A 17,495-nucleotide genomic window follows, 5' to 3' on the forward strand; every position below is an offset into this window, starting at 1 on the left:
CAAGGTCAGTCGGCGGTCGCGCCGGTGAATTTGACGATCTCGGCATAGCGTTCGATGTCCTGCCGCACGAAAGCGCCCAGTTCTTCCGGACTGCTGCTCACCGCGCTGGCGGCCTCGCGTTCGAGAAGCTGGCGAAATGCCGGGGTGTCGACCGCCTTGCGCGCCGCGGCATTGAGCGCCGCCAGTTTATCGGCCGGCAGCTTGGCCGGCCCGAAGAGCGCGAACCACGCATTCGATTCAAAGCCCTTGATCGTCTCGCCGATGGGCGGCACGCCGGGGAACTGGGGCAGCGCCTGCGGGCTGGTCACGCCCAGCGCCCGCAGCGCGCCGCTCTTGATGTGCGGCAGGGCATTGAGCGAACTGGCGAACATCATGTCCACCTGGCCGCCCAGCAGGTCGGTGATGGCGGGCGCCGTGCCCTTGTACGGCACGTTCAGGATATCCAGGCCCGCCATCATCTTCATGCGCTCGCCGGCCATGTGCAGCGAGGACCCGATGGCGCCCAGCGCCATGGTGTGCTTGCCCGGGCTGGCCTTCACCAGCGACACGAACTCCGGCATGGTGCGGGCCGGGAAGTCCTTGCGCACGACCAGGACGCTGGGCACGTTGGCCAGCATGCTGATGGGCGTGAAATCCGCCACGGGATCGAACGGCAGGTTGCGGTATAGCGTGGCGTTGATGGAAAAGCTGGTGAAGGTGACCAGCAGCGTGTTGCCGTCGGGATTGCTCTTGGCGACGTAGTCGGCGGCAATGTTGCCGCCCGCGCCGGGCTTGTTTTCCACCACCACTGGCCGCTTCAAGTCCACCGCCATGTGCTGGGCGATGCTGCGGGCCACGGTGTCGGTGGTGCCGCCCGGGGGCGCGCCCACGACCAGCCTGATGGCGTCGCCCTGTGCGAGGGCGGGGGTAAGGGGCATGGCCAGCGCAGCCAGCAGCGCGCAGCCCGCGGCGATCCGAAGTCGTCCCGACATGGTTGTCTCCTGATATGTTGTATTGAGGACAATACAAGTATAGGGAAGCCGGGGAAAAGGCGATACGCCGGCGGCGCAACTTACCGGGCCGCCGCGGCGTACTGCGCCATGGCGATGTCGCGGAACGCCTGGATCAGGGCCAGCCGCGGCGATCCCCGGGACCAGATCAGGCCGAAGCGGCGCGGCTCGCAATGCACGGGCAGCGGCAACGCCAGCAGGCCCAGCCGTTCAATCGCACCGGTGGTCGACCTGGGCAGGATTGCCACGCCCAGGTCGCGGCTCACCATCACGGCAATGGATTCGATCGCGTTCAGTTCAAAGCGGTCGTGCGGCGTGATGCCGACGCGCCGCAGATAGTCCTCGACGTGGCGTCCGCTCCAGTCGCTGCGCCGATAGCGGATGAAGGGCTCGCCGGTCAGCAGGCTGTGCGCGTCGCGGCCGGCATGGCGCGGCGCCGCCGCCAGCACGTAGGTTTCCTCGCGCAGCAACTGCCAGCCCAGGCTCTTGGACAGGGGGTAGGGGGCTTCAAGCGCGATGGCCGCATCCAGTTCGCCGCTTTCGATGGCCGGATAGAAGCGCGCCGAATGCCCGGGCTGGATTTCCACGCTGATCAGCGGATGCCGCCGCACCAGGTGTTCCAGGATGGCGGGCACCATGGAGTTGAGCGCCGTGCTGCCCGCGCCCAGCCGCAGTTCTCCCATCATTTCGTCGGATCGGGCCAGATGCCGGATCTTTTCGATCCTCTCCAGGACCTCGCGCATGGGGCCGATCAGTTCGGTTGCCTTGGCGGTCAGGTGCACCGTGCGCCCGGCCCGCGCGACCAGGGACACGCCCAGTTCCTGCTCCAGCTTGCGCACCTGCTGGGCCACCGCGCCGTGCGTGAGGCCCAGCCGGCGGGCAGCCTGCGCCATGGAGCCGTATTGGGCGACCGCGGCCAGCGTGTTCAGAAAGTCTGTGTTCATGATGATAGAGATTCTATCTTCTTATCGTATGGCGGCTTTCCCCTGGGACGCCTGCTCCGAGACACAATGCGCCCAGGAGACATCAATGAGAAGCAAGCTTTTTGTTCCGGCATCGCGCCCGGAACTGTTCGATAAAGCCATGGCCAGCGAGGCCGATGCGTTGTCCTTCGATCTGGAGGACGCCGTCGCGCCGGCGCGCAAGCAAGCGGCGCGCGAGGCGCTGGCCGCCTGGCTCGCCTCGCCCGCCTTCGAGGCCGGGCAGGCACGACATGCCAAGAAAATTATCGTCCGCGTGAACGCCGACGACTCGCCCCACTTTGCCGGCGATCTGCAGGCCCTGGGCGGACTGCCCATCGACATGATCAATCTGCCCAAGGTCGAGCACGCCGCCGCGCTGCAGGCGTCGGTGGATCAGGCCATCGCGGCGGGCTTTGCGGGTGAATTCCTGGTCACGGTCGAAACGCCGCGCGCGCTCGTCCGGGCGGCCGAGCTGGCCGAGGCGCATCCGCGGGTGGCCGGCCTGCAATTGGGGCTGGCCGACCTGTTCGAGCCGCTCGGCGTCGACCGCTACCAGCCCGAGACGCTGCGGGCGGTGATGCTGTCGCTGCGCCTGGGCGCGGGTTGCGCCGGCAAGTACGCGATGGACGCCGCCTATGCCCGCGTGGGCGATGCCGAAGGCTTTCGCGCCGAGGCGCGGCTGGCGCGCTCGCTCGGCTTTCTGGGCAAATCCTGCGTGCATCCCAGCCAGATCGCCATTGCCAACGAGGTGTTCGGCTTTGACGCCGACGAGGTGGAGCAGGCGCGGCGCATCGTGGCCGCCAGCCGCCGGCACGAGGGCGTGGGCGCCTTTCTGCTGGACGGAAAGATGATCGATGCCCCCTTCGTGCGCCGCGCCGAGGACGTGCTGCGCGCGGTCGGCGCGGCAGCCTGAAACGCGCGGGCTCTGGCGCCGCCTTGCGCGTCAACGGCGCGCCGCAACGTCACGCCTCAACGTCCCGCCCCAATCAAGTTCAAGTGAATGCCATGATGGAACACGACACCCCACCGCATCTGCCGCTCGCCGGCATCAAAGTTCTGGACCTGAGCGCCTACATCGCAGGGCCGTACGGCTGCGCGCTGCTGGGCGACATGGGCGCGGAAGTGATCAAGGTGGAGCCGCCCGAAGGCGACAACCTGCGCAAGTATCCCTCCACGCTGGCGGCTGAAAGCCGCGCCTTCCTGGGCATCAACCGCAACAAGCAGGGTATCTGCCTGAACCTGAAAGACGCGGCCGGGTACGAGGTGCTCGTGCGCCTGGCGCGCGAGGCCGACGTGCTGGTCCACAATTTCAGGCCCGGCGTGCCGGAGCGGCTGAAGATCGACTTTGCCACGCTCTCGGCCATCAATCCGCGCCTGGTCTACTGCGCCATGACGGGCTATGGGGCGGCGGGGCCGATGGCGCGCCACGCCGGCTACGACCAGGTGCTGCAATCCATGACCGGCATGTGCGCCGCGCAGGCCAAGGCCGATGGACCGCCCGAAGTGCTGTACGGGTCGGTCGTCGACTACTACGGCGCCTCGCTGATCTCCAATAGCGTGTCGGCCGCGCTGTACCGGCGCGAGAAGACCGGACGGGGCCAGGCCATCGAGGTGTCGCTGCTGGGCAGCGCCCTTGCGATGCAGTCGGCGCGGCTGGTGTGGGCCGACGGCGAGCCGCGCCACATCGAGCGGGACATGCGCTCGGGCGGCATCACCGGCATTCATCCGACCCGCGAGGGGCACCTGTACCTGTCCGCGAATACGCCGCACTTCTGGCGCGCCCTGTGCGGCCATCTGGATCTGCCCGAACTGGCCGACCATCCCGATTACGACACCGTGAAAAAACGCGCGGCCCAGGCGGCGGTGCTGGTGCCGATGGTGCGGCAGGCGCTGGCGCGCGCGTCGGCGCGCGAGTGGGCGGAGCGTTTCGGACAGAGCGTGCCGTGCGCGGAAGTGATGCGCGTCGAAGACATGTTCGACCATCCGCAGGTGCTGGCGATGGGACATCTGCGTCCTTACCGCAGCACGCAGGCCGGCGGGTATCTGGGGCTGGCGCAGTGGGCCCGGTTCGACGCGGGCGACTGCGAGCCGTCATCCGGCGGCGGGCAGGACGTGGCGGCCGCGCCTGGCCGGGGCGCGCCGGCCCTGGGCGAACATAGTCGAGAAATACTGTCCACGCTGGGATACACCGCGGATGAAATCGCGCAACTGCTGCAATCGGCCGTGGTGCAATAGCCCGCAACAATAAGTAAAGCAATCGTCCGAGCCGGACGAGGAGACAAGAACCATGCGTCAAGCGCAACGATACGTTCAGCGGCCAGAGGGCTCGAACTGGGGAGATTTCGGGCACGACGACCAGCTCGGCACGCTCAATTACCTGGACCGCCAGGCGCGCCTGGCGGCCGTGGCCGAGATCCGGGAGGGCATTTCGTTTTCCCTGAGCCTGCCGCTGACGGTGCCGCGCGCGCCCGTGCTCAACCCGCGCCGCAAGGGCCCGGTCATCCAGCCTGCCCAGAAGAATGGCGTCCCGGTTTACCGCTATTGCCTCGGGCGCGACGTACCCGGCGCCACCGACGTGGTGAGCGACGACGCCGTCACGCTGTCGCCGCAGTATTCGACCCAATGGGACGCGCTGGGCCACGTCGGCGCGATGGTCGACGTGCTGGGCGCCGGGCAGGCGCAACCGACGGGCTACAACGGCTTCACGGTCAGCGAGGCGCAGGCGGAAAACTTCGCCGGCACGCGCGACCTGTCGATTGAACCGATGGCGCGCCACGGCATCCAGGGTCGCGGCGTCATGGTGGACCTGCGGGCCCGCTACGGCGACGCGCAGCGCAAGGTCTCCTACCGCGACCTGATGGACACGATGCAAGCCGACGGCGTGCAGGTCCGGCCCGGCGATGTGCTGTGCCTGCACACGGGGCTGGCCGATCTGGCGCTGACGCTGGGCGACGACGAGCAGGAGTTGCTCAAGACCCGCTGCTGCGTGCTGGACGGCGCCGACCCCGAACTGCTCGCGTGGATCACGCGCAGCCGCATCGCGGCCATCGCGGCCGACAACCATGCGGTCGAATTGCGCAATCACCACCTGCAGGGCGCCAGCGGGCCGTTGCTGCCCCTGCACGAACACTGCCTGTTCAAGCTGGGGCTGCCGCTGGGCGAGCTCTGGCATCTGACCCCGCTGGCGCAATGGCTGCGCCAGCACCACCGACACGCTTTTTTCCTGACCGCGGCGCCAATGTACGTGCCGGGGCTGGTGGGCGCGCCGGTCAACCCCATCGCGACCGTCTGAATCCTGCGGACGGATCGCGTCACGATCCCTGATCGACCTGAACATCCCCACAGGGGAGACGAGAGGAGCACACATGAAGAAAACCCGTCACGCGGCCGTTGCCGCACTGCGTCCGCTGGCCGCCGCCATTGCCCTGGTCGGCGCGTTTGGCGCGGCCCATGCGGCCGGCTATCCCGACCAGCCCATCACCTTGGTGGTGCCCTATTCGGCGGGCGGCGGCGCCGACAACGCCGCCCGCATCATTGCGCAGGGCATGGGCGAAGTCGCCGGCCAGAGCGTCGTGATCGAGAACAAGGGCGGGGCCAGCGGCGCCATCGGCGCGGCCTATGTGGCGCGCGCCAAGCCGGATGGCTACACGGTGCTCTACGACGCCTCGGCCTTCTCGATCAACCCCGCGCTGCGCAAACTGCCGTACGACGCGAACAAGGACTTCATCCCGGTATCGCAGGCCGTCAGCGTGCCCAACATCCTGGTGGCTGCGCCGGGTTCGCCGTTCAACAACCTGCCTGACTTCATCAAGGCCGCGCGCGCCAACCCGGGCAAGTACACCTACGCGTCGTACGGTCCGGGCAGCCTGGCGCAGATGGCGGGCGAACTGCTCAAGAAGGATGCCGGCGTGGACATCGTGCACGTGCCCTACAAGGGCGGCGCGCCCGCCATCGTCGACGTGATGGGCGGCCAGGTCGACGTCTACTTCGCCAACGCGGCCTCCAGCCTGAACTATGTCAGCGGCGGCAAGCTGAAGGCGCTTGCCGTCTCGTCGGGCAAGCGCATGCCGGAACTGCCCAACGTCGCGACGGTGGGCGAGGGCGGCATCAAGAATTTCGACGTGGTTGAATGGAACGGCTTCTTCCTGCCGGCTGGCACCAGCCCGGAGGTGGTGGCCAAACTGCAGGACCTGGTGCAGAAGGCGCTTGCGCGTCCGGACACCCGCGAGAAGCTCTCCAAGCTGGGGCTGACGCCCGTCGGCAGCAGCGCGGCGGATTTCGCAAAGTTCGTGTCCTCTGAACAGCAGCGCTGGGCGGAAGTCGTGAAAACCAATAGCATCACGGTGAACTGATCTTCGGGCGGGCAGCGGGGGCGGGCTTGGCGGCCCGCCTTCGCGCCCGCCTGGCCCCGTCGAAAGGAGATGCCTCGGATGAGCCGCAAAGACGATTTTGAGCGTGGCCTGGCCAACCGCCGCGCCGTGCTGGGCGATGAATGGGTCCAGCGTTCGCTGGACCGCGCAACCGTGTTTACCGCCGACTACCAGAACATGATCACGCGCTACGCGTGGCACGACATCTGGAGCCGCCCGGGCTTGCCCCACAAGGCAAGGCGGATGATGGTGCTGGCGGTGACCCTGTCGCTGGGCCGCTGGGAAGAGTTCGAGTTGCACGTGCGCGCCGCGCTCACGGCGCCGGACGAATCGCGCCTGACTCCCGACGAACTCAAGGAAGTGCTGCTGCAGAACGCCATCTACGCAGGCGTGCCGGCGGCCAACACCGCCTTCAATCTGGCCCAGGCCATTTTGCGCGAGGTGGCGGCGCAGATCGGCTACGAGCTGGCTCCCGCGGATCCGCGCCAGGCCGATCTGTTCGCCGGACAGGACTGATCCTGTCTGGCGTGCGCCGCCTCAGTCCGCCCGCGGATTGAGCACGCGCGCGGCCTGCAGGCCGCTGCGCACCGCGCCTTCCAGCACACCGGGATAGCCGGTGTCGGTCCAGTCGCCGGCCAGCGCCAGCGTGGGCCACGGCGTGGTATTCAACGGCCGAGTCAGGCCGGGCACGGCCGCGAAGGTCGCGCGCTTTTCGATGAAAAGTTCCGCTGCCGCGACCTCCGGCATCGGCGGCAGCCGCAGCGGGTGGGCAGCGGCCTGCTCGGCCACCTGGTCGATCAGGGCTTCGATCACCTGGCGCCGGTTGCGCTCGCCCATCCCCACGGCGGCGCTGGCCACCACGGCCAGTTCCCCGGCCTTGGCGTTGCCGGCCAGCTGGGCGCGGTCGAACAGCCATTGGCCCGCATGACCGCGGGCCGCATCTTCGCGCAGCATCATCATGGGCTCGGGCAGGCGCCAGGGATCGGCCAGACGCACGTTCAGCGTGGCGATGGGCAGGTAGTCAAAGGCCTTGAGCGCATCAAGCAGGCCCGTGGCGCCAGCCTCGCGCAGCGGGGCGTCCAGCAGGCGCGCCGCGAAGGCGGGCGGCACGGCCAGCACGGCGGCGTCAAAGCGTTCCTGGTTGATGTCGATGCCATGGACCGAGGGATGGAGCTGGCGCACCGTGCTGCCGTAGCGCATGGTGACCTGCCGCGCGGCCGCGTCCGGCCACAGCGCCGACAGGTCCGTGCAGGGCAGCAGCAGGTCGCTGTCCTCGCGCGCGCCGGCCAGGCTGTCGCGCAGCACACGGGCGAACAGCACGGCGCTGGCCGTGGCGATCGGCGTGTTCAGCGCGGCCAGGCACAGCGGCTCCCAGACCTGGCGGATCAGCACGTCGGACTGCGCGTGATAGTGCAGCAGCTGCAGCACGGTCCAGTCGCGCGGCGGCATCCATGACATGGTCTTCAGGCCGCGCATCAGGCGCAGCATGGCCAGCCGGTCGGCCCAGGACAGGCCGCGCGCGCGCAGCACGGCCATGGCCATGTGCAGCGGCGCCGGCAGGCGCGGGGCGGACAGGTGGAAGCGGCCGTCCAGGCTGGCGAGCCGCAAGGAGCGCCGCATCAGCAGCGCGTCCGGATTGCGGCCCACGCGGCGCATCAGCGCCAGGGTTTCCTTGTAGGCGCCCGACAGCAGGTGCTGGCCGTTGTCCAGCGGCGCGTCGAAGTCGCCATGAAAGACGCGGCGCGCGCGCCCGCCGGGGGTGTGGCCGGCCTCGAACACCGTGACCTTGGCGCCGGCTTCGCGCAAGGCGACGCTGGCGGCCAGGCCGGCCCAGCCCGCGCCGATGACCGCGGCCTTCACCGCGCCAACCGGCGGACCAGTCCGCGTCCGCCGCCCACCCAGGTTTTCCAGGCAAGCCAGAGTTTGCGCAGGGGCGTGAGCGAAATGCGTTGGTGCAGCACCTGCCAGTTGTCGCGTTCGATCTCGTCGAGCAGCGCATGGTAGATGGCGGCCATCATGAGTCCGGGGCGCTGGGCGCGGCGGTCGGCCTCGGGCAGGTTGTTCATCGCCTCGCGGTACAGCTCGCGCGCGCGGTCGGCCTGGAATTTCATCAGCGCGCTGAAACGGTCGGAATACTCGCCGTTCAGGATGTCCGATGCCTTGACCTGGAACTGCTGCATGTCGTTGACCGGGATGTAGATGCGGCCCCGGCGCGCGTCGTCGCCCACATCGCGGATGATGTTGGTCATCTGGAACGCCAGGCCCAGTTTCTCGGCGTACACCAGCGTCTTGGGATCGGAATAACCGAACACGCCGGCGGACAGCTCGCCGACCACGCCGGCCGCATGCCAGCAATACTTGCGCAGGCCCGGCCAGTCCAGGTAGCGGGTCTGGTCCAGGTCCATTTCCATGCCGTCGATCACGGCCAGCAGGCGGTCGCGGGTGATCGAACAGCTTTCCAGGTGCGGTTGCAGCGCGCGCGTGACGGGATGGTCGGGCTTGCCGTCATACATCTGGTCGATCTGCGTGCGCCACCAGGCGAGCTTGATGCGCGCGAGGGACGGGTCGGTGCATTCGTCGACCACGTCGTCCACTTCGCGGCAGTATGCGTACAGGGCCGTGATGGCGCGCCGGCGATCGGGCGGCAGGAACAGGAAGGAATAGTAGAAGCTGGAGCCGCTTTTGGCGGCTTTCTCCTGGCAATACTCGTCAGGGGTCATTAGGCACGGCCTGTTACTTGATGGAGCGCCACAACATGATGGCCCAGTCTTTGGCGCCCAATTCGGGGCGATTCATGAAAACATCGTAGCCGCTCGCCTCGATCCGCTCCAGGACGCGCAGCCCGCCTTGCACCACCATGCGCAGCTCCAGGCCGATGCGGCCCGGCAGGCGGCGCGCCAGCGGAGCGCCGAAGTGTAGCAGCGTGCGCGTGCGTTCGACCTCGAAGGCCATGAGCTCGCGCCAGGCAGGCGTAAGGCGGCACGCGGCCAGGTCTTCGTCCGAGACGCCGTAACGGCGCAGGTCTTCCTGGGGCAGGTACACCCGCTGCTTGTGCCAGTCCACCCGCACGTCCTGCCAGAAGTTGACCTGCTGCAGCCCGGTGCAGATGGCGTCGGATTCGGCAATGTTCTGCGGGGTGCTGGCTTCGTAAAGGTGGAGCATCAGCCTGCCGACAGGGTTGGCCGACCGCGTGCAGTAGTCCGCCAGGGCGGTGTAGTCCTCGTAGCGCTTGACGGTAATGTCCTGCTCGAAGGCGGACAGCAGGTCGTAGAAGGGTGTGATGGGAAGCTGGTGCCGGGCGATGGTCCGGGCGAGCGGCGCGAAGATGTCGGCCAGCGGGGGCAGCCCCGGGGCGGGCGGCGTGCCGGGTTCGGCGCCGATGCGGTGCAGCTCGGTGCGAAACGCCGCCAGTTGGGCAAGGCGCTCCTCGTCGGTCGCGCTGCCTTCGTCGGCGATGTCGTCCGCGGCGCGGGCGAACCGGTAGATATCGGTCACGGCGCCGCGCAGCCTGCGCGGCAGCAGCAGCGAGGCGACGGGAAAATTCTCGTAGTGATCGATGGACATGGACAGAAGCCTGTTGACAGAACTAGGTCTGTGGATACGGCGCAAAGCGGCGGGTTCGCTTCATTTTAGAGTAAGCATCCCGGCTTGATCCGGCGCGATGCCGCCGACGGCGGCGATCAGTTAGACTTGGACGCCACAGGATCTCACATCATGCCGCGTCCAATTACCGCCACCGTTTCCGTTTCCGCCCTTGCGCACAATCTTGCCACCGTGCGCCGCCACCTGGACCAGACCGCCGCCGCGGCCGGCGGCCTGCCGCCGTCGATCTGGGCGGTCATCAAGGCCAACGCCTACGGCCACGGCATCGAACAGGCGGTTGCCGGCTTTTCCCACGCGCAGGGCCTCGCAATGCTGGACCTGGACGAGGCCGTGCGCTGCCGCGAGGCGGGCTGGGGCGGGCCGATCCTGCTGCTGGAAGGCTTCTTCGACCCGTCCGACCTGGACATCGTCGACCGCTACCACCTCAGCAGCACCGTCCATCATCGCGACCAGCTCGACATGCTGGCCCGCGCTCGGCTGTCGCGCCGGGTCGATATCATGCTGAAACTCAACAGCGGCATGAACCGGCTGGGGTTCAGCCCCGCCTCCTATCCCGCCGCCTACGAGCGCGCGGCGCTGCTGCAGCAGCAGGGCACGCTGGGCTCGGTGGGCAAGATGACCCACTTCGCCTGCGCGGACGGGCCACAGGGCGTGAACGAGCAACTGAGCGTCTTCAATTCGGTGACGCATAAGCTGCCGGGCGCGGTCAGCGTGTGCAATTCGGCCGCGGCCCTGCGCTTTGCCGACATCGCCGTTGGCTCCGAAAACCAGGCCCATTGGGTGCGGCCCGGCATCTGCCTGTATGGCGCATCGCCCTTTGCCGACGCCGAAGCCTCATCGTTCGGCTTGCGGCCCGCCATGTCGCTCAACTCGGAAATCATCGCCGTGCAGGAGATCAAGGCGGGCGATTCCGTCGGCTACGGCGCGCTCTTTCGCGCCGAACGCGCCATGCGCATCGGCATCGTCGCCTGCGGCTACGCCGACGGCTATCCGCGCCACGCCACCACCGGCACGCCGGTCGTGGTGGCCGGCATCCGGACCCAGTTGCTTGGCCGGGTGTCCATGGACATGCTGGTCGTCGACCTGGGCCCCGTGCCCGCCGCGGGCGTCGGCTCGCCCGTGTCGCTGTGGGGCGAAGACGGTCCCTCGGTCGACGAGGTCGCCAGCGCCGCCGGCACCATCGGCTATGAACTGCTCTGCGCCCTGGCGCCGCGCGTCCCGGTCACCCGGGACGCCTGAGCCCGGCCCCGTCGCCTGCGGCAAGCCGAGGCGTCCGGAGGGCAAGAATTGCTACGCAATTTACAAGACAGGGGACGCCGGATGGTGTCTACTTTGGAAACCGGGCGCTCAGGCGCCCGTTTTTGACCAAGAAAACAGACTGCGAGGTTTCATCCATGAAGGACAAATGCGTGCTCATTACGGGCGCCACCAAAGGCATAGGCTGGGCGCTTACTCAGCGGCTGTCCGACATGGGCTGTCACGTGGTGGGCATCGCGCGCAACACCACCGATGTCGATTTCCCCGGCTACCTGTACGCCTGTGACCTGGCGGACGCCGGCCGCACCGAAGAAGTCCTGCGCGAAATCCGCGAGAAATTCCCCGTCGATGCCGTCGTCAACAATGTGGGCATCGCCTCGCCCCAACCGCTCGGCGAGATCGACCTGGCCACCCTGTACAACGTGCTGGACCTGAACGTGCGCGTGGCCGTGCAGGTGACGCAGGCCTTCATCGAATCCATGAAAGTGCGCCGCGCCGGCCGGATCGTCAACGTCGTCAGCCGCGCCATCCACGGCGGCCTGGAGCGCACCGCCTATTCGGCCGCCAAGAGCGCGCTGGTGGGCTGCACCCGCACCTGGGCGCTGGAACTGGCCGAATACGGGGTCACCGCCAACGCGGTCGCGCCGGGTCCCATCGAAACCGAAATGTTCCGCGCCACCCGGCCCGCCGGCAGCGAAAACGAAAAGCGCGCGCTGGCCTCCGTGCCCATGAAGCGCCTGGGCACCCCGGCCGAAGTGGCCGCGGCCATCGCCTTCCTGCTGTCCGACGACGCCGGGTTCATTACCGGGCAGGTGCTGGGCGTGGATGGCGGCGGCAGCCTGGCCGGCCGGTCCTAGTCCGGATCGGCCGCGGCGGGACGGCATCGCCGTTCATCCTTCCGGCGCGGAGGCGTCCACGCCGGATTCGCGCTGCAAGGTCCGGGCCTCGCTGCGCAAGGCCTCCAGGAACCGCAGCAGCGCCGGGGTCGGTTCCACGTGCGCCCGCTGCACCACGCCCACGGCGGGCAGACTCCAATCCGGCTTGAACTTCAGCACCGCCAGCACCCCCAGTTCGGCGTAATGGTGGGCCACGGCGCGCGGCATGGCCGCAAGCATGTCTGCGCCGCGCAGCAACACCTCGTTGGCCAGCAGCGAGACCGATTCGGCGACTGGTGCCGGCAGGGCCAGGCCCTGTTGCGCGAAGTAGGCGTCGATGCGCTGGCGCAGTGGCGCATCGGGCGGCGGCAGGATCCAGTCCTGGCGCGCAAGCGCCGCCGCGGTGATGCGGGATGAACGCGCCAGCGGATGGCCCCGTCGCGCCACCACGCAGATCGGTTCCTCGTACAGCATTTCCGTGCTGAACACGGCCTGCGCCGCATTCAGCATCAGCCGCCCCAGCACGCAATCGAGTTCGCCGCGCGCAAGACCGTCCATCAATGCGTCGTGCGCGCCCTCGTGGAGCATGACCGTGACGCCCGGATGATGCATGCGCATGCGCTGGATCGCGCGCGGCACCAGCACAGGCAGCGCGACGGGTTGCACCCCGACGCGGATGCGCCCGCTGGCGCCGGCCGCCAGCGCGGCGATCTCATTGCGGGCGCCGGCCAGGTCGGCCAGCAGCACGTCCGTCTTTGCCGCCAGGGCCTGTCCAAACGCCGTGGGCGTGATGCCGCGCCGCGACCGCACGAAGAGCGCCACGCCGAACATGTCCTCCAGCTCGAGCAGCAGCTTGCTGGCCGCGGGCTGCGTCATGCCCAGGCGCGCCGCAGCCTTGTGAACGCTGCCCAGCGTGTGCAGCGCCTGGAGCAGATCCAGGTGACGCAGGCGCAGGCGTCCGCTGATGTGGCGCAGGTCGGGAATGCTGGAACTGGCAGGCATGGCGAAGGTGATTCCTTGCGGTTTTCACAGCATTCTAATAATTGATCAAATAGTATGCACTCCATTCCTATACTGGCCTGGTGCTCTTGCGAGCCAATGCATCTGACCAGAGAGGGGGTTGCCAATGAAGATCACCATGCTGGGTACTGGCGCGGCCTTGCCGGATCCTGACCGGGCCCAGTCCGCCATTCTGTTGACGCTGGACGACGACCGGCACTACCTGTTCGATTGCGGAGAGGGCGCCACCCGGCAGATGGTGCGCGCCAACGTCGACCCCGCGAAGGTGGGGTTCGTGTTCCTGACCCACCTGCACCACGACCACATCTGCGATTACCCGTACTTCGTGATTTCGAGCTGGATCCTCAACAAGGAGGGCTCGCCGCTGGTGCTGGGCCCCAAGGGCACGAAGCACTTCGTGGATCACCTGTTCGAGAACGGCGCCTATCACACCGATTTCCAGGCGCGCGCCGCCTATCCGGTCCGGCAGCGCAACCTGGAAGCCATGCGGCCCGAGGTGCGCGAAGTGAGCCCCGGCGTCGTCTTCGAGGACGACAAGGTTCGCATCTCCGTCGACTGGGTCGAACACATCCCGCGCGATGTCTGCGAGTGCTTCGGCGTGCGCGTCGAAGCCGAGGGCAAGGTCATCGCATTCAGCGGCGACACCGCGCCCTGTGAGGCGATGGTGCGCCTAGCGAAGGATGCCGACCTGCTCATCCACGAATGCACCTTCCCGGAATCGTTCATCGCGCATCGCGCCAAGACGGGCGTGGGCACCTACGCCCACACCAGTCCGACAGACCTGGGCAAGATCGCGCGCGAGGCCAATGTGAAGAGCCTGGTGGCGACGCACTTCGGCCATTTCGATTCCACCAGTCCGGTGCTCAAGCGCGCGGCGGCCAAGCACCTTCCCGTCGAGCTGATGGGACCGCACCTGATGGACGAGATCGTGGCCGACATCCGCAAACACTATCCGGGTCCGCTGCGTCTGGCCCATGATCTGATGCGTATCGACCTGTAGCATCCGCGACCACGTATGGCCGGCCGTCGGGCAACGCCGCCCGGCGGCCAGGGAGAACACGATGCCGTATCGAGCTTGTGCCGTATCCGTCCTGACCGCGCTGGCCCCGGCCCTGATGCCGCCGGCCGCCAGCGCCCAGTATCCCGAACATCCCATCCGCGTGGTGCTGCCCTATGCGCCGGGGGCCGCGGGCGACATCGCCTTGCGGCAGATCCAGCCGCTGCTGGAAAAGCGGCTCGGCCAGCCTGTCGTGGTGGACTACAAGACCGGCGCCGGCGGCAACATCGGCATGCAGGACGTGGCGCGTGCCAAGCCCGACGGCTATACGCTGGTGCTTGGCGCCGCCAACAACTTCGTCATCAACCAGTTCCTGTATCGCAAGCTGGGTTTCGATCCGCTGACGGACCTGGAGCCGGTGGGCAAGCTGGCGGATGTGCCCGCCTTCGTGTACGTCAGCGCCGACGTGCCGGCGGCGGACTGGACGCAGTTCCAGGCGTACGCGCGCGCGCAGGTCGGCAAGCTCAACTACGGTTCGCCTGGCATGGGCACGACGCCGCACCTGTCGGCCTACCGGCTATCGAAGGCGATGGGCGCGAATATGACTCACATTGCCTACCGGGGGGCGGCGCCAGCCGTGCAGGCGCTGCTGGCCAACGAAATCCAGCTCTATATCGGGGGCTACAGCATCGCGGCTGCGTACGTGCCGCAGGGCAAGGTGCGGGCGCTGGCCGTGGCGGCGCCCCAGCGGTTCGCCGCGCTAGCCGGCGTGCCGACCGCCAAAGAGGCCGGCTTGCCTGACGCGGTGCAGGGCAACTGGTGGGGGTTCGCCGCGCCGAAGGGCGCGCCGGCAGACCGCATCGCGCGCTTTGCCGAGGCGTTGCACGACGTGCTGGGCCTGCCCGAGGTGCAGCAGGCGTATCTTGCCAGCGGTTTCGTGCCCGGCCAGGACTCGCCGGCGATGTTCGGCGCGGCCTGGCGCGAGGAGGCGAAGCAATGGGAAGCGGTAGTGCACGAGTCGGGCGTGGTTCTGGACAATTAAGACCCGCCGTTCGCGAATTCCTGAGGGCGCAATAGAAAACGGCGCCCCAGGGGCGCCGCATCGCGGGTCACGGAGCGCAGCGCGGCTACGCCTGCGCGCCGCTCAGTACGGTCCCTTGCTTGCGGCGACCGCGCTCAGTTCCTTGAACTCGCCGGCCAGCGCTTCAGCCGCGCGCGCCAGCAGCACCGCGTCCACGCCCACCGCGACGAAGGTGGCGCCCAGCGCCAGATAGTGCTTCGCCTGGGCCATGCCGCCATGCAGGATGCCGGCCGCCTTGCCTGACCGCACGATGCGGCCGATGGCGTCATCGATGGTCTTCTCGACCACTGGGTGCTCCGGCTGGCCCAGATAGCCCATGCTGGCCGACAGGTCCGCCGGACCAATGAAAGCGCCATCCACGCCGTCGATCGCAAGAATCTCGTCCAGCGCCTCGATGCCGCTCGGGGTTTCGATCTGCACCAGCACGCACATCTGGTCGTTGGCGCGTTCCAGGTAATTCGGGATGCGGTTCCAGCGCGACGCGCGGGCCAGCGCGCTGCCCACGCCGCGTATGCCTTGCGGCGGATAGCGCACGGCCGCGACCGCGGCGGCTGCTTCCGCCGCCGATTGCACCATGGGGACCAGCAGCGTCTGGGCGCCGGTGTCCAGGATCTGCTTGATCTGCACCGGGTCGTTCCAGGCGGGCCGCACCACGGGCGCGACCGGGTAGGGCGCCACCGCCTGCAATTGGGCGAGGGTGGAATCCAGCGTGTTGGGCGCGTGTTCGCCGTCGATCAGCAGCCAGTCGAAGCCGGCGCCCGCAAGGATTTCCGAAGTGTAGGCGCTGGCCAGGCCGGCCCACAGGCCGATCTGGGGCTTGCCGTCGCGCAAGGCCTGCTTGAAGGTATTGGTCAGAAGGTCCATGGGGGGGCGGATCGCGTGGAGGGGGGAGGTGTATTGGAGGCCGCGCTTACGGCCGGCCGGCATCGCGCGGGAGGGGACCGTCGCGCTTGATGAGGTCGACCATGGCGTCCACATCGCGGTACAGGCGGTCCAGCAGTTCCTTGCCGATCTTCGCTTCGATTTCCTGGTACTTCGCGTCCACCATCGGACGCATGCGGTCGATGAGCTTGTGGCTCTTGGCGGTCAGGGAGATTTCCTGGCGGCGCTGGTCGGCGCTGGAGCGCGTGCGCTTGATCAGTCCTTGTTCTTCCATGCCCGCCAGCATGCGCGTGAGACTGGGGCTCAGGATCTGACAGGCGCGCGCGATCTGGTTGGGCTCCAGCGCGCCGACTTCGCTCAGCGTGCGCAGCACGCGCCATTGCTGTTCGGTGACGCCGGCGGCATTGAGCACGGGGCGGAAATGCGCCATCAGCGTCTCGCGCGCATAGAGCAGCAAATGGGGAAGATTGCGGTGGTGGAAGCTCGGACTCATGGCGGCTATGTTAGCAAGAAGCCGCCCGGAAAATGACCAAATCTTCGCGCCCCGGGCAGCCTGCGCGGGCGCGGCGGCGGGGCCGGGCCAGGGCGGACCCTCGCGATTGGCGGGCCCTCGGCAATGCCCGCCGCTCGGACCGTCAGCCCCTCGGCATGGCCGGCCCTGTTAAGCCGGGTTCTGCCGCGACAGTTCCTGCAGGTCGTCCGGCAAGGCGAAGTCGGGCGCGCCTTGCTGCAATTGGCGCAGCGCCTGTACCGCCTCTTCCTCGCGGTCGTCCACGATCAGGCCCCGGATCTGGGCCACGCGGGCTTCGATGTCCTGCTCCGTGAAGGCTACGACGGCCTGCATTTCGGCGGCAGGTGCTTGATCTGCCGCCTGGGCAGGTTCCGCCGCGGCGGTCTCGGGCGCGACGGCGGCGGCGGGCGCCATGGCGGGCTGTGCCTGCGCGGGCGCAGACGCGGAGACGGGCTCGGGCTGCAGCGCGATGACGCGGCGCAGCGGCGGCGCATCGTTGGCTGCGGACGGCGGCGGGGCGGTGTCGCCTTGCGCCTTCTCGGTCTCGTGGACGCCAACCAGCTGCATCTGGGATTCCGGTTCGTCCACGGCTTCGCGCATGTCCGTCCAGGCGAACAGGCCGGCGACCATCACGGCGCACACGGCCGCGCCCCAGCCGGGATGCCAGCTATGGCCGGGATGCCATCTGCGCCGCACGGCCGCATCCAGTTCAGGATTGGCGCCGGGGCCCGGCTTGCGATACAGGGCGCGCAGATCCCGTTCGTCGTCTTCGTCAAAAGGGGGGCGATAGGTGATGCTCATGCGCGTACTCCTCGCACATACGCCGGGTGGCACGGCGTATCCGCGTTTGACCTTTTGCGTGCGCCGCGCCGGTGTGCCGGCGTCTCGTCGTGCTGGGGTCGTGTTCCGGTTTGCGCGGCATATCGAAAGACCGCGGATGATGGCGCC

The 17,495-nt window shown here is 68.2% G+C and carries 18 protein-coding genes; 9 read left to right on the top strand and 9 right to left on the bottom strand.

Annotated elements, in window-relative coordinates:
• Positions 1–5: 5 nt before the first annotated feature.
• Positions 6–971, bottom strand: a complete 966-nt coding sequence (locus BMW75_RS14170) for a tripartite tricarboxylate transporter substrate binding protein (protein WP_092580165.1) — start codon at positions 969–971, stop codon at positions 6–8.
• A gap of 80 nt (positions 972–1,051) precedes the next feature.
• Positions 1,052–1,933 carry a LysR family transcriptional regulator gene (locus BMW75_RS14175; RefSeq protein WP_092580167.1) on the bottom strand — a complete coding sequence of 294 codons (882 nt, stop codon included), beginning with the start codon at positions 1,931–1,933 and terminating at the stop codon, positions 1,052–1,054.
• Positions 1,934–2,018: 85 nt separating this feature from the next.
• Here BMW75_RS14175 and BMW75_RS14180 point away from each other — a divergent pair, with 85 nt between their 5' ends.
• The 5 genes from BMW75_RS14180 to BMW75_RS14200 all read left to right on the top strand — a co-directional run bounded on the left by BMW75_RS14180 (position 2,019) and on the right by BMW75_RS14200 (position 6,837).
• A complete protein-coding gene (locus tag BMW75_RS14180; protein ID WP_092580169.1) occupies positions 2,019–2,864 on the top strand; it encodes an HpcH/HpaI aldolase/citrate lyase family protein in 846 nt (281 codons plus the stop codon).
• 92 nt (positions 2,865–2,956) lie between these two features.
• Positions 2,957–4,186, top strand: coding sequence for a CaiB/BaiF CoA transferase family protein (locus BMW75_RS14185; protein ID WP_371467105.1), 1,230 nt, complete (start codon positions 2,957–2,959; stop codon positions 4,184–4,186).
• Positions 4,187–4,238: 52 nt separating this feature from the next.
• A complete protein-coding gene (locus BMW75_RS14190; protein ID WP_092580171.1) occupies positions 4,239–5,243 on the top strand; it encodes a cyclase family protein in 1,005 nt (334 codons plus the stop codon).
• A 73-nt stretch (positions 5,244–5,316) separates the two neighbouring features.
• Positions 5,317–6,303, top strand: coding sequence for a tripartite tricarboxylate transporter substrate binding protein (locus tag BMW75_RS14195; RefSeq protein WP_092580173.1), 987 nt, complete (start codon positions 5,317–5,319; stop codon positions 6,301–6,303).
• Between the two features lie 78 nt (positions 6,304–6,381).
• Positions 6,382–6,837 (top strand): carboxymuconolactone decarboxylase family protein, encoded by a 456-nt coding sequence (locus BMW75_RS14200; protein ID WP_076520300.1) that lies wholly within the window; start codon positions 6,382–6,384, stop codon positions 6,835–6,837.
• A 21-nt stretch (positions 6,838–6,858) separates the two neighbouring features.
• On the opposite strand, the gene hpnE is transcribed toward BMW75_RS14200, so the two are convergent.
• Genes hpnE through hpnC form a run of 3 tightly spaced genes read right to left on the bottom strand, consistent with a single transcriptional unit; the run spans position 6,859 to position 9,885 of the window.
• Positions 6,859–8,181, bottom strand: coding sequence for a hydroxysqualene dehydroxylase HpnE (gene hpnE / locus BMW75_RS14205; RefSeq protein WP_092580175.1), 1,323 nt, complete (start codon positions 8,179–8,181; stop codon positions 6,859–6,861).
• A complete protein-coding gene (gene hpnD / locus BMW75_RS14210; RefSeq protein ID WP_092580177.1) occupies positions 8,178–9,041 on the bottom strand; it encodes a presqualene diphosphate synthase HpnD in 864 nt (287 codons plus the stop codon). Before hpnD ends, hpnE begins: the two co-directional genes overlap by 4 nt.
• A gap of 13 nt (positions 9,042–9,054) precedes the next feature.
• Positions 9,055–9,885, bottom strand: coding sequence for a squalene synthase HpnC (gene hpnC, locus BMW75_RS14215; RefSeq protein WP_092580179.1), 831 nt, complete (start codon positions 9,883–9,885; stop codon positions 9,055–9,057).
• A 150-nt stretch (positions 9,886–10,035) separates the two neighbouring features.
• Here hpnC and alr point away from each other — a divergent pair, with 150 nt between their 5' ends.
• Entirely contained in the window at positions 10,036–11,163 is a 1,128-nt protein-coding gene (gene alr, locus BMW75_RS14220) for an alanine racemase (protein ID WP_092580181.1), read from the top strand.
• 155 nt (positions 11,164–11,318) lie between these two features.
• Positions 11,319–12,038 (top strand): SDR family oxidoreductase, encoded by a 720-nt coding sequence (locus BMW75_RS14225; RefSeq protein WP_076520305.1) that lies wholly within the window; start codon positions 11,319–11,321, stop codon positions 12,036–12,038.
• 33 nt (positions 12,039–12,071) lie between these two features.
• Here the strand turns inward: BMW75_RS14225 and BMW75_RS14230 are convergent, their stop codons facing one another.
• The gene (locus BMW75_RS14230) at positions 12,072–13,058 is read right to left on the bottom strand and encodes a LysR substrate-binding domain-containing protein (RefSeq protein WP_092580183.1); all 987 of its coding nucleotides are present in this window, start codon (positions 13,056–13,058) and stop codon (positions 12,072–12,074) included.
• A gap of 124 nt (positions 13,059–13,182) precedes the next feature.
• On the opposite strand from BMW75_RS14230, the gene BMW75_RS14235 reads away from it, so the two are divergent.
• A complete protein-coding gene (locus tag BMW75_RS14235; RefSeq protein WP_092580185.1) occupies positions 13,183–14,076 on the top strand; it encodes an MBL fold metallo-hydrolase in 894 nt (297 codons plus the stop codon).
• A 61-nt stretch (positions 14,077–14,137) separates the two neighbouring features.
• The gene (locus tag BMW75_RS14240) at positions 14,138–15,115 is read left to right on the top strand and encodes a Bug family tripartite tricarboxylate transporter substrate binding protein (RefSeq protein ID WP_092580187.1); all 978 of its coding nucleotides are present in this window, start codon (positions 14,138–14,140) and stop codon (positions 15,113–15,115) included.
• A gap of 102 nt (positions 15,116–15,217) precedes the next feature.
• On the opposite strand, the gene hpaI is transcribed toward BMW75_RS14240, so the two are convergent.
• From hpaI to BMW75_RS14255, 3 genes are all read right to left on the bottom strand, one after another.
• Complete coding sequence (hpaI, locus tag BMW75_RS14245) at positions 15,218–16,018, bottom strand: 4-hydroxy-2-oxoheptanedioate aldolase (protein ID WP_092580189.1); 801 nt, start codon at positions 16,016–16,018, stop codon at positions 15,218–15,220.
• A 46-nt stretch (positions 16,019–16,064) separates the two neighbouring features.
• Positions 16,065–16,529, bottom strand: a complete 465-nt coding sequence (hpaR, locus tag BMW75_RS14250; protein WP_092580191.1) for a homoprotocatechuate degradation operon regulator HpaR — start codon at positions 16,527–16,529, stop codon at positions 16,065–16,067.
• Between the two features lie 168 nt (positions 16,530–16,697).
• The gene (locus BMW75_RS14255; protein ID WP_092580193.1) at positions 16,698–17,348 is read right to left on the bottom strand and encodes a hypothetical protein; all 651 of its coding nucleotides are present in this window, start codon (positions 17,346–17,348) and stop codon (positions 16,698–16,700) included.
• Positions 17,349–17,495: the final 147 nt, after the last annotated feature.

It is taken from the genome of Achromobacter sp. NFACC18-2, from assembly GCF_900108985.1.
Classification (GTDB): Bacteria; Pseudomonadota; Gammaproteobacteria; order Burkholderiales; family Burkholderiaceae_B; genus Achromobacter.

Coding starts and splice junctions, on each gene's coding strand:
- BMW75_RS14185 (WP_371467105.1), top strand. CDS start 2,957: ATGATGGAACACGACACCCCACCGCATCTGCCGCTCGCCGGCATCAAA.
- alr (WP_092580181.1), top strand. CDS start 10,036: ATGCCGCGTCCAATTACCGCCACCGTTTCCGTTTCCGCCCTTGCGCAC.
- hpnD (WP_092580177.1), bottom strand. CDS start 9,041: ATGACCCCTGACGAGTATTGCCAGGAGAAAGCCGCCAAAAGCGGCTCC.
- BMW75_RS14200 (WP_076520300.1), top strand. CDS start 6,382: ATGAGCCGCAAAGACGATTTTGAGCGTGGCCTGGCCAACCGCCGCGCC.
- hpaR (WP_092580191.1), bottom strand. CDS start 16,529: ATGAGTCCGAGCTTCCACCACCGCAATCTTCCCCATTTGCTGCTCTAT.
- hpnC (WP_092580179.1), bottom strand. CDS start 9,885: ATGTCCATCGATCACTACGAGAATTTTCCCGTCGCCTCGCTGCTGCTG.
- BMW75_RS14190 (WP_092580171.1), top strand. CDS start 4,239: ATGCGTCAAGCGCAACGATACGTTCAGCGGCCAGAGGGCTCGAACTGG.
- BMW75_RS14230 (WP_092580183.1), bottom strand. CDS start 13,058: ATGCCTGCCAGTTCCAGCATTCCCGACCTGCGCCACATCAGCGGACGC.
- BMW75_RS14195 (WP_092580173.1), top strand. CDS start 5,317: ATGAAGAAAACCCGTCACGCGGCCGTTGCCGCACTGCGTCCGCTGGCC.
- BMW75_RS14180 (WP_092580169.1), top strand. CDS start 2,019: ATGAGAAGCAAGCTTTTTGTTCCGGCATCGCGCCCGGAACTGTTCGAT.
- BMW75_RS14170 (WP_092580165.1), bottom strand. CDS start 971: ATGTCGGGACGACTTCGGATCGCCGCGGGCTGCGCGCTGCTGGCTGCG.
- BMW75_RS14255 (WP_092580193.1), bottom strand. CDS start 17,348: ATGAGCATCACCTATCGCCCCCCTTTTGACGAAGACGACGAACGGGAT.
- BMW75_RS14225 (WP_076520305.1), top strand. CDS start 11,319: ATGAAGGACAAATGCGTGCTCATTACGGGCGCCACCAAAGGCATAGGC.
- hpaI (WP_092580189.1), bottom strand. CDS start 16,018: ATGGACCTTCTGACCAATACCTTCAAGCAGGCCTTGCGCGACGGCAAG.
- BMW75_RS14175 (WP_092580167.1), bottom strand. CDS start 1,933: ATGAACACAGACTTTCTGAACACGCTGGCCGCGGTCGCCCAATACGGC.
- BMW75_RS14235 (WP_092580185.1), top strand. CDS start 13,183: ATGAAGATCACCATGCTGGGTACTGGCGCGGCCTTGCCGGATCCTGAC.
- BMW75_RS14240 (WP_092580187.1), top strand. CDS start 14,138: ATGCCGTATCGAGCTTGTGCCGTATCCGTCCTGACCGCGCTGGCCCCG.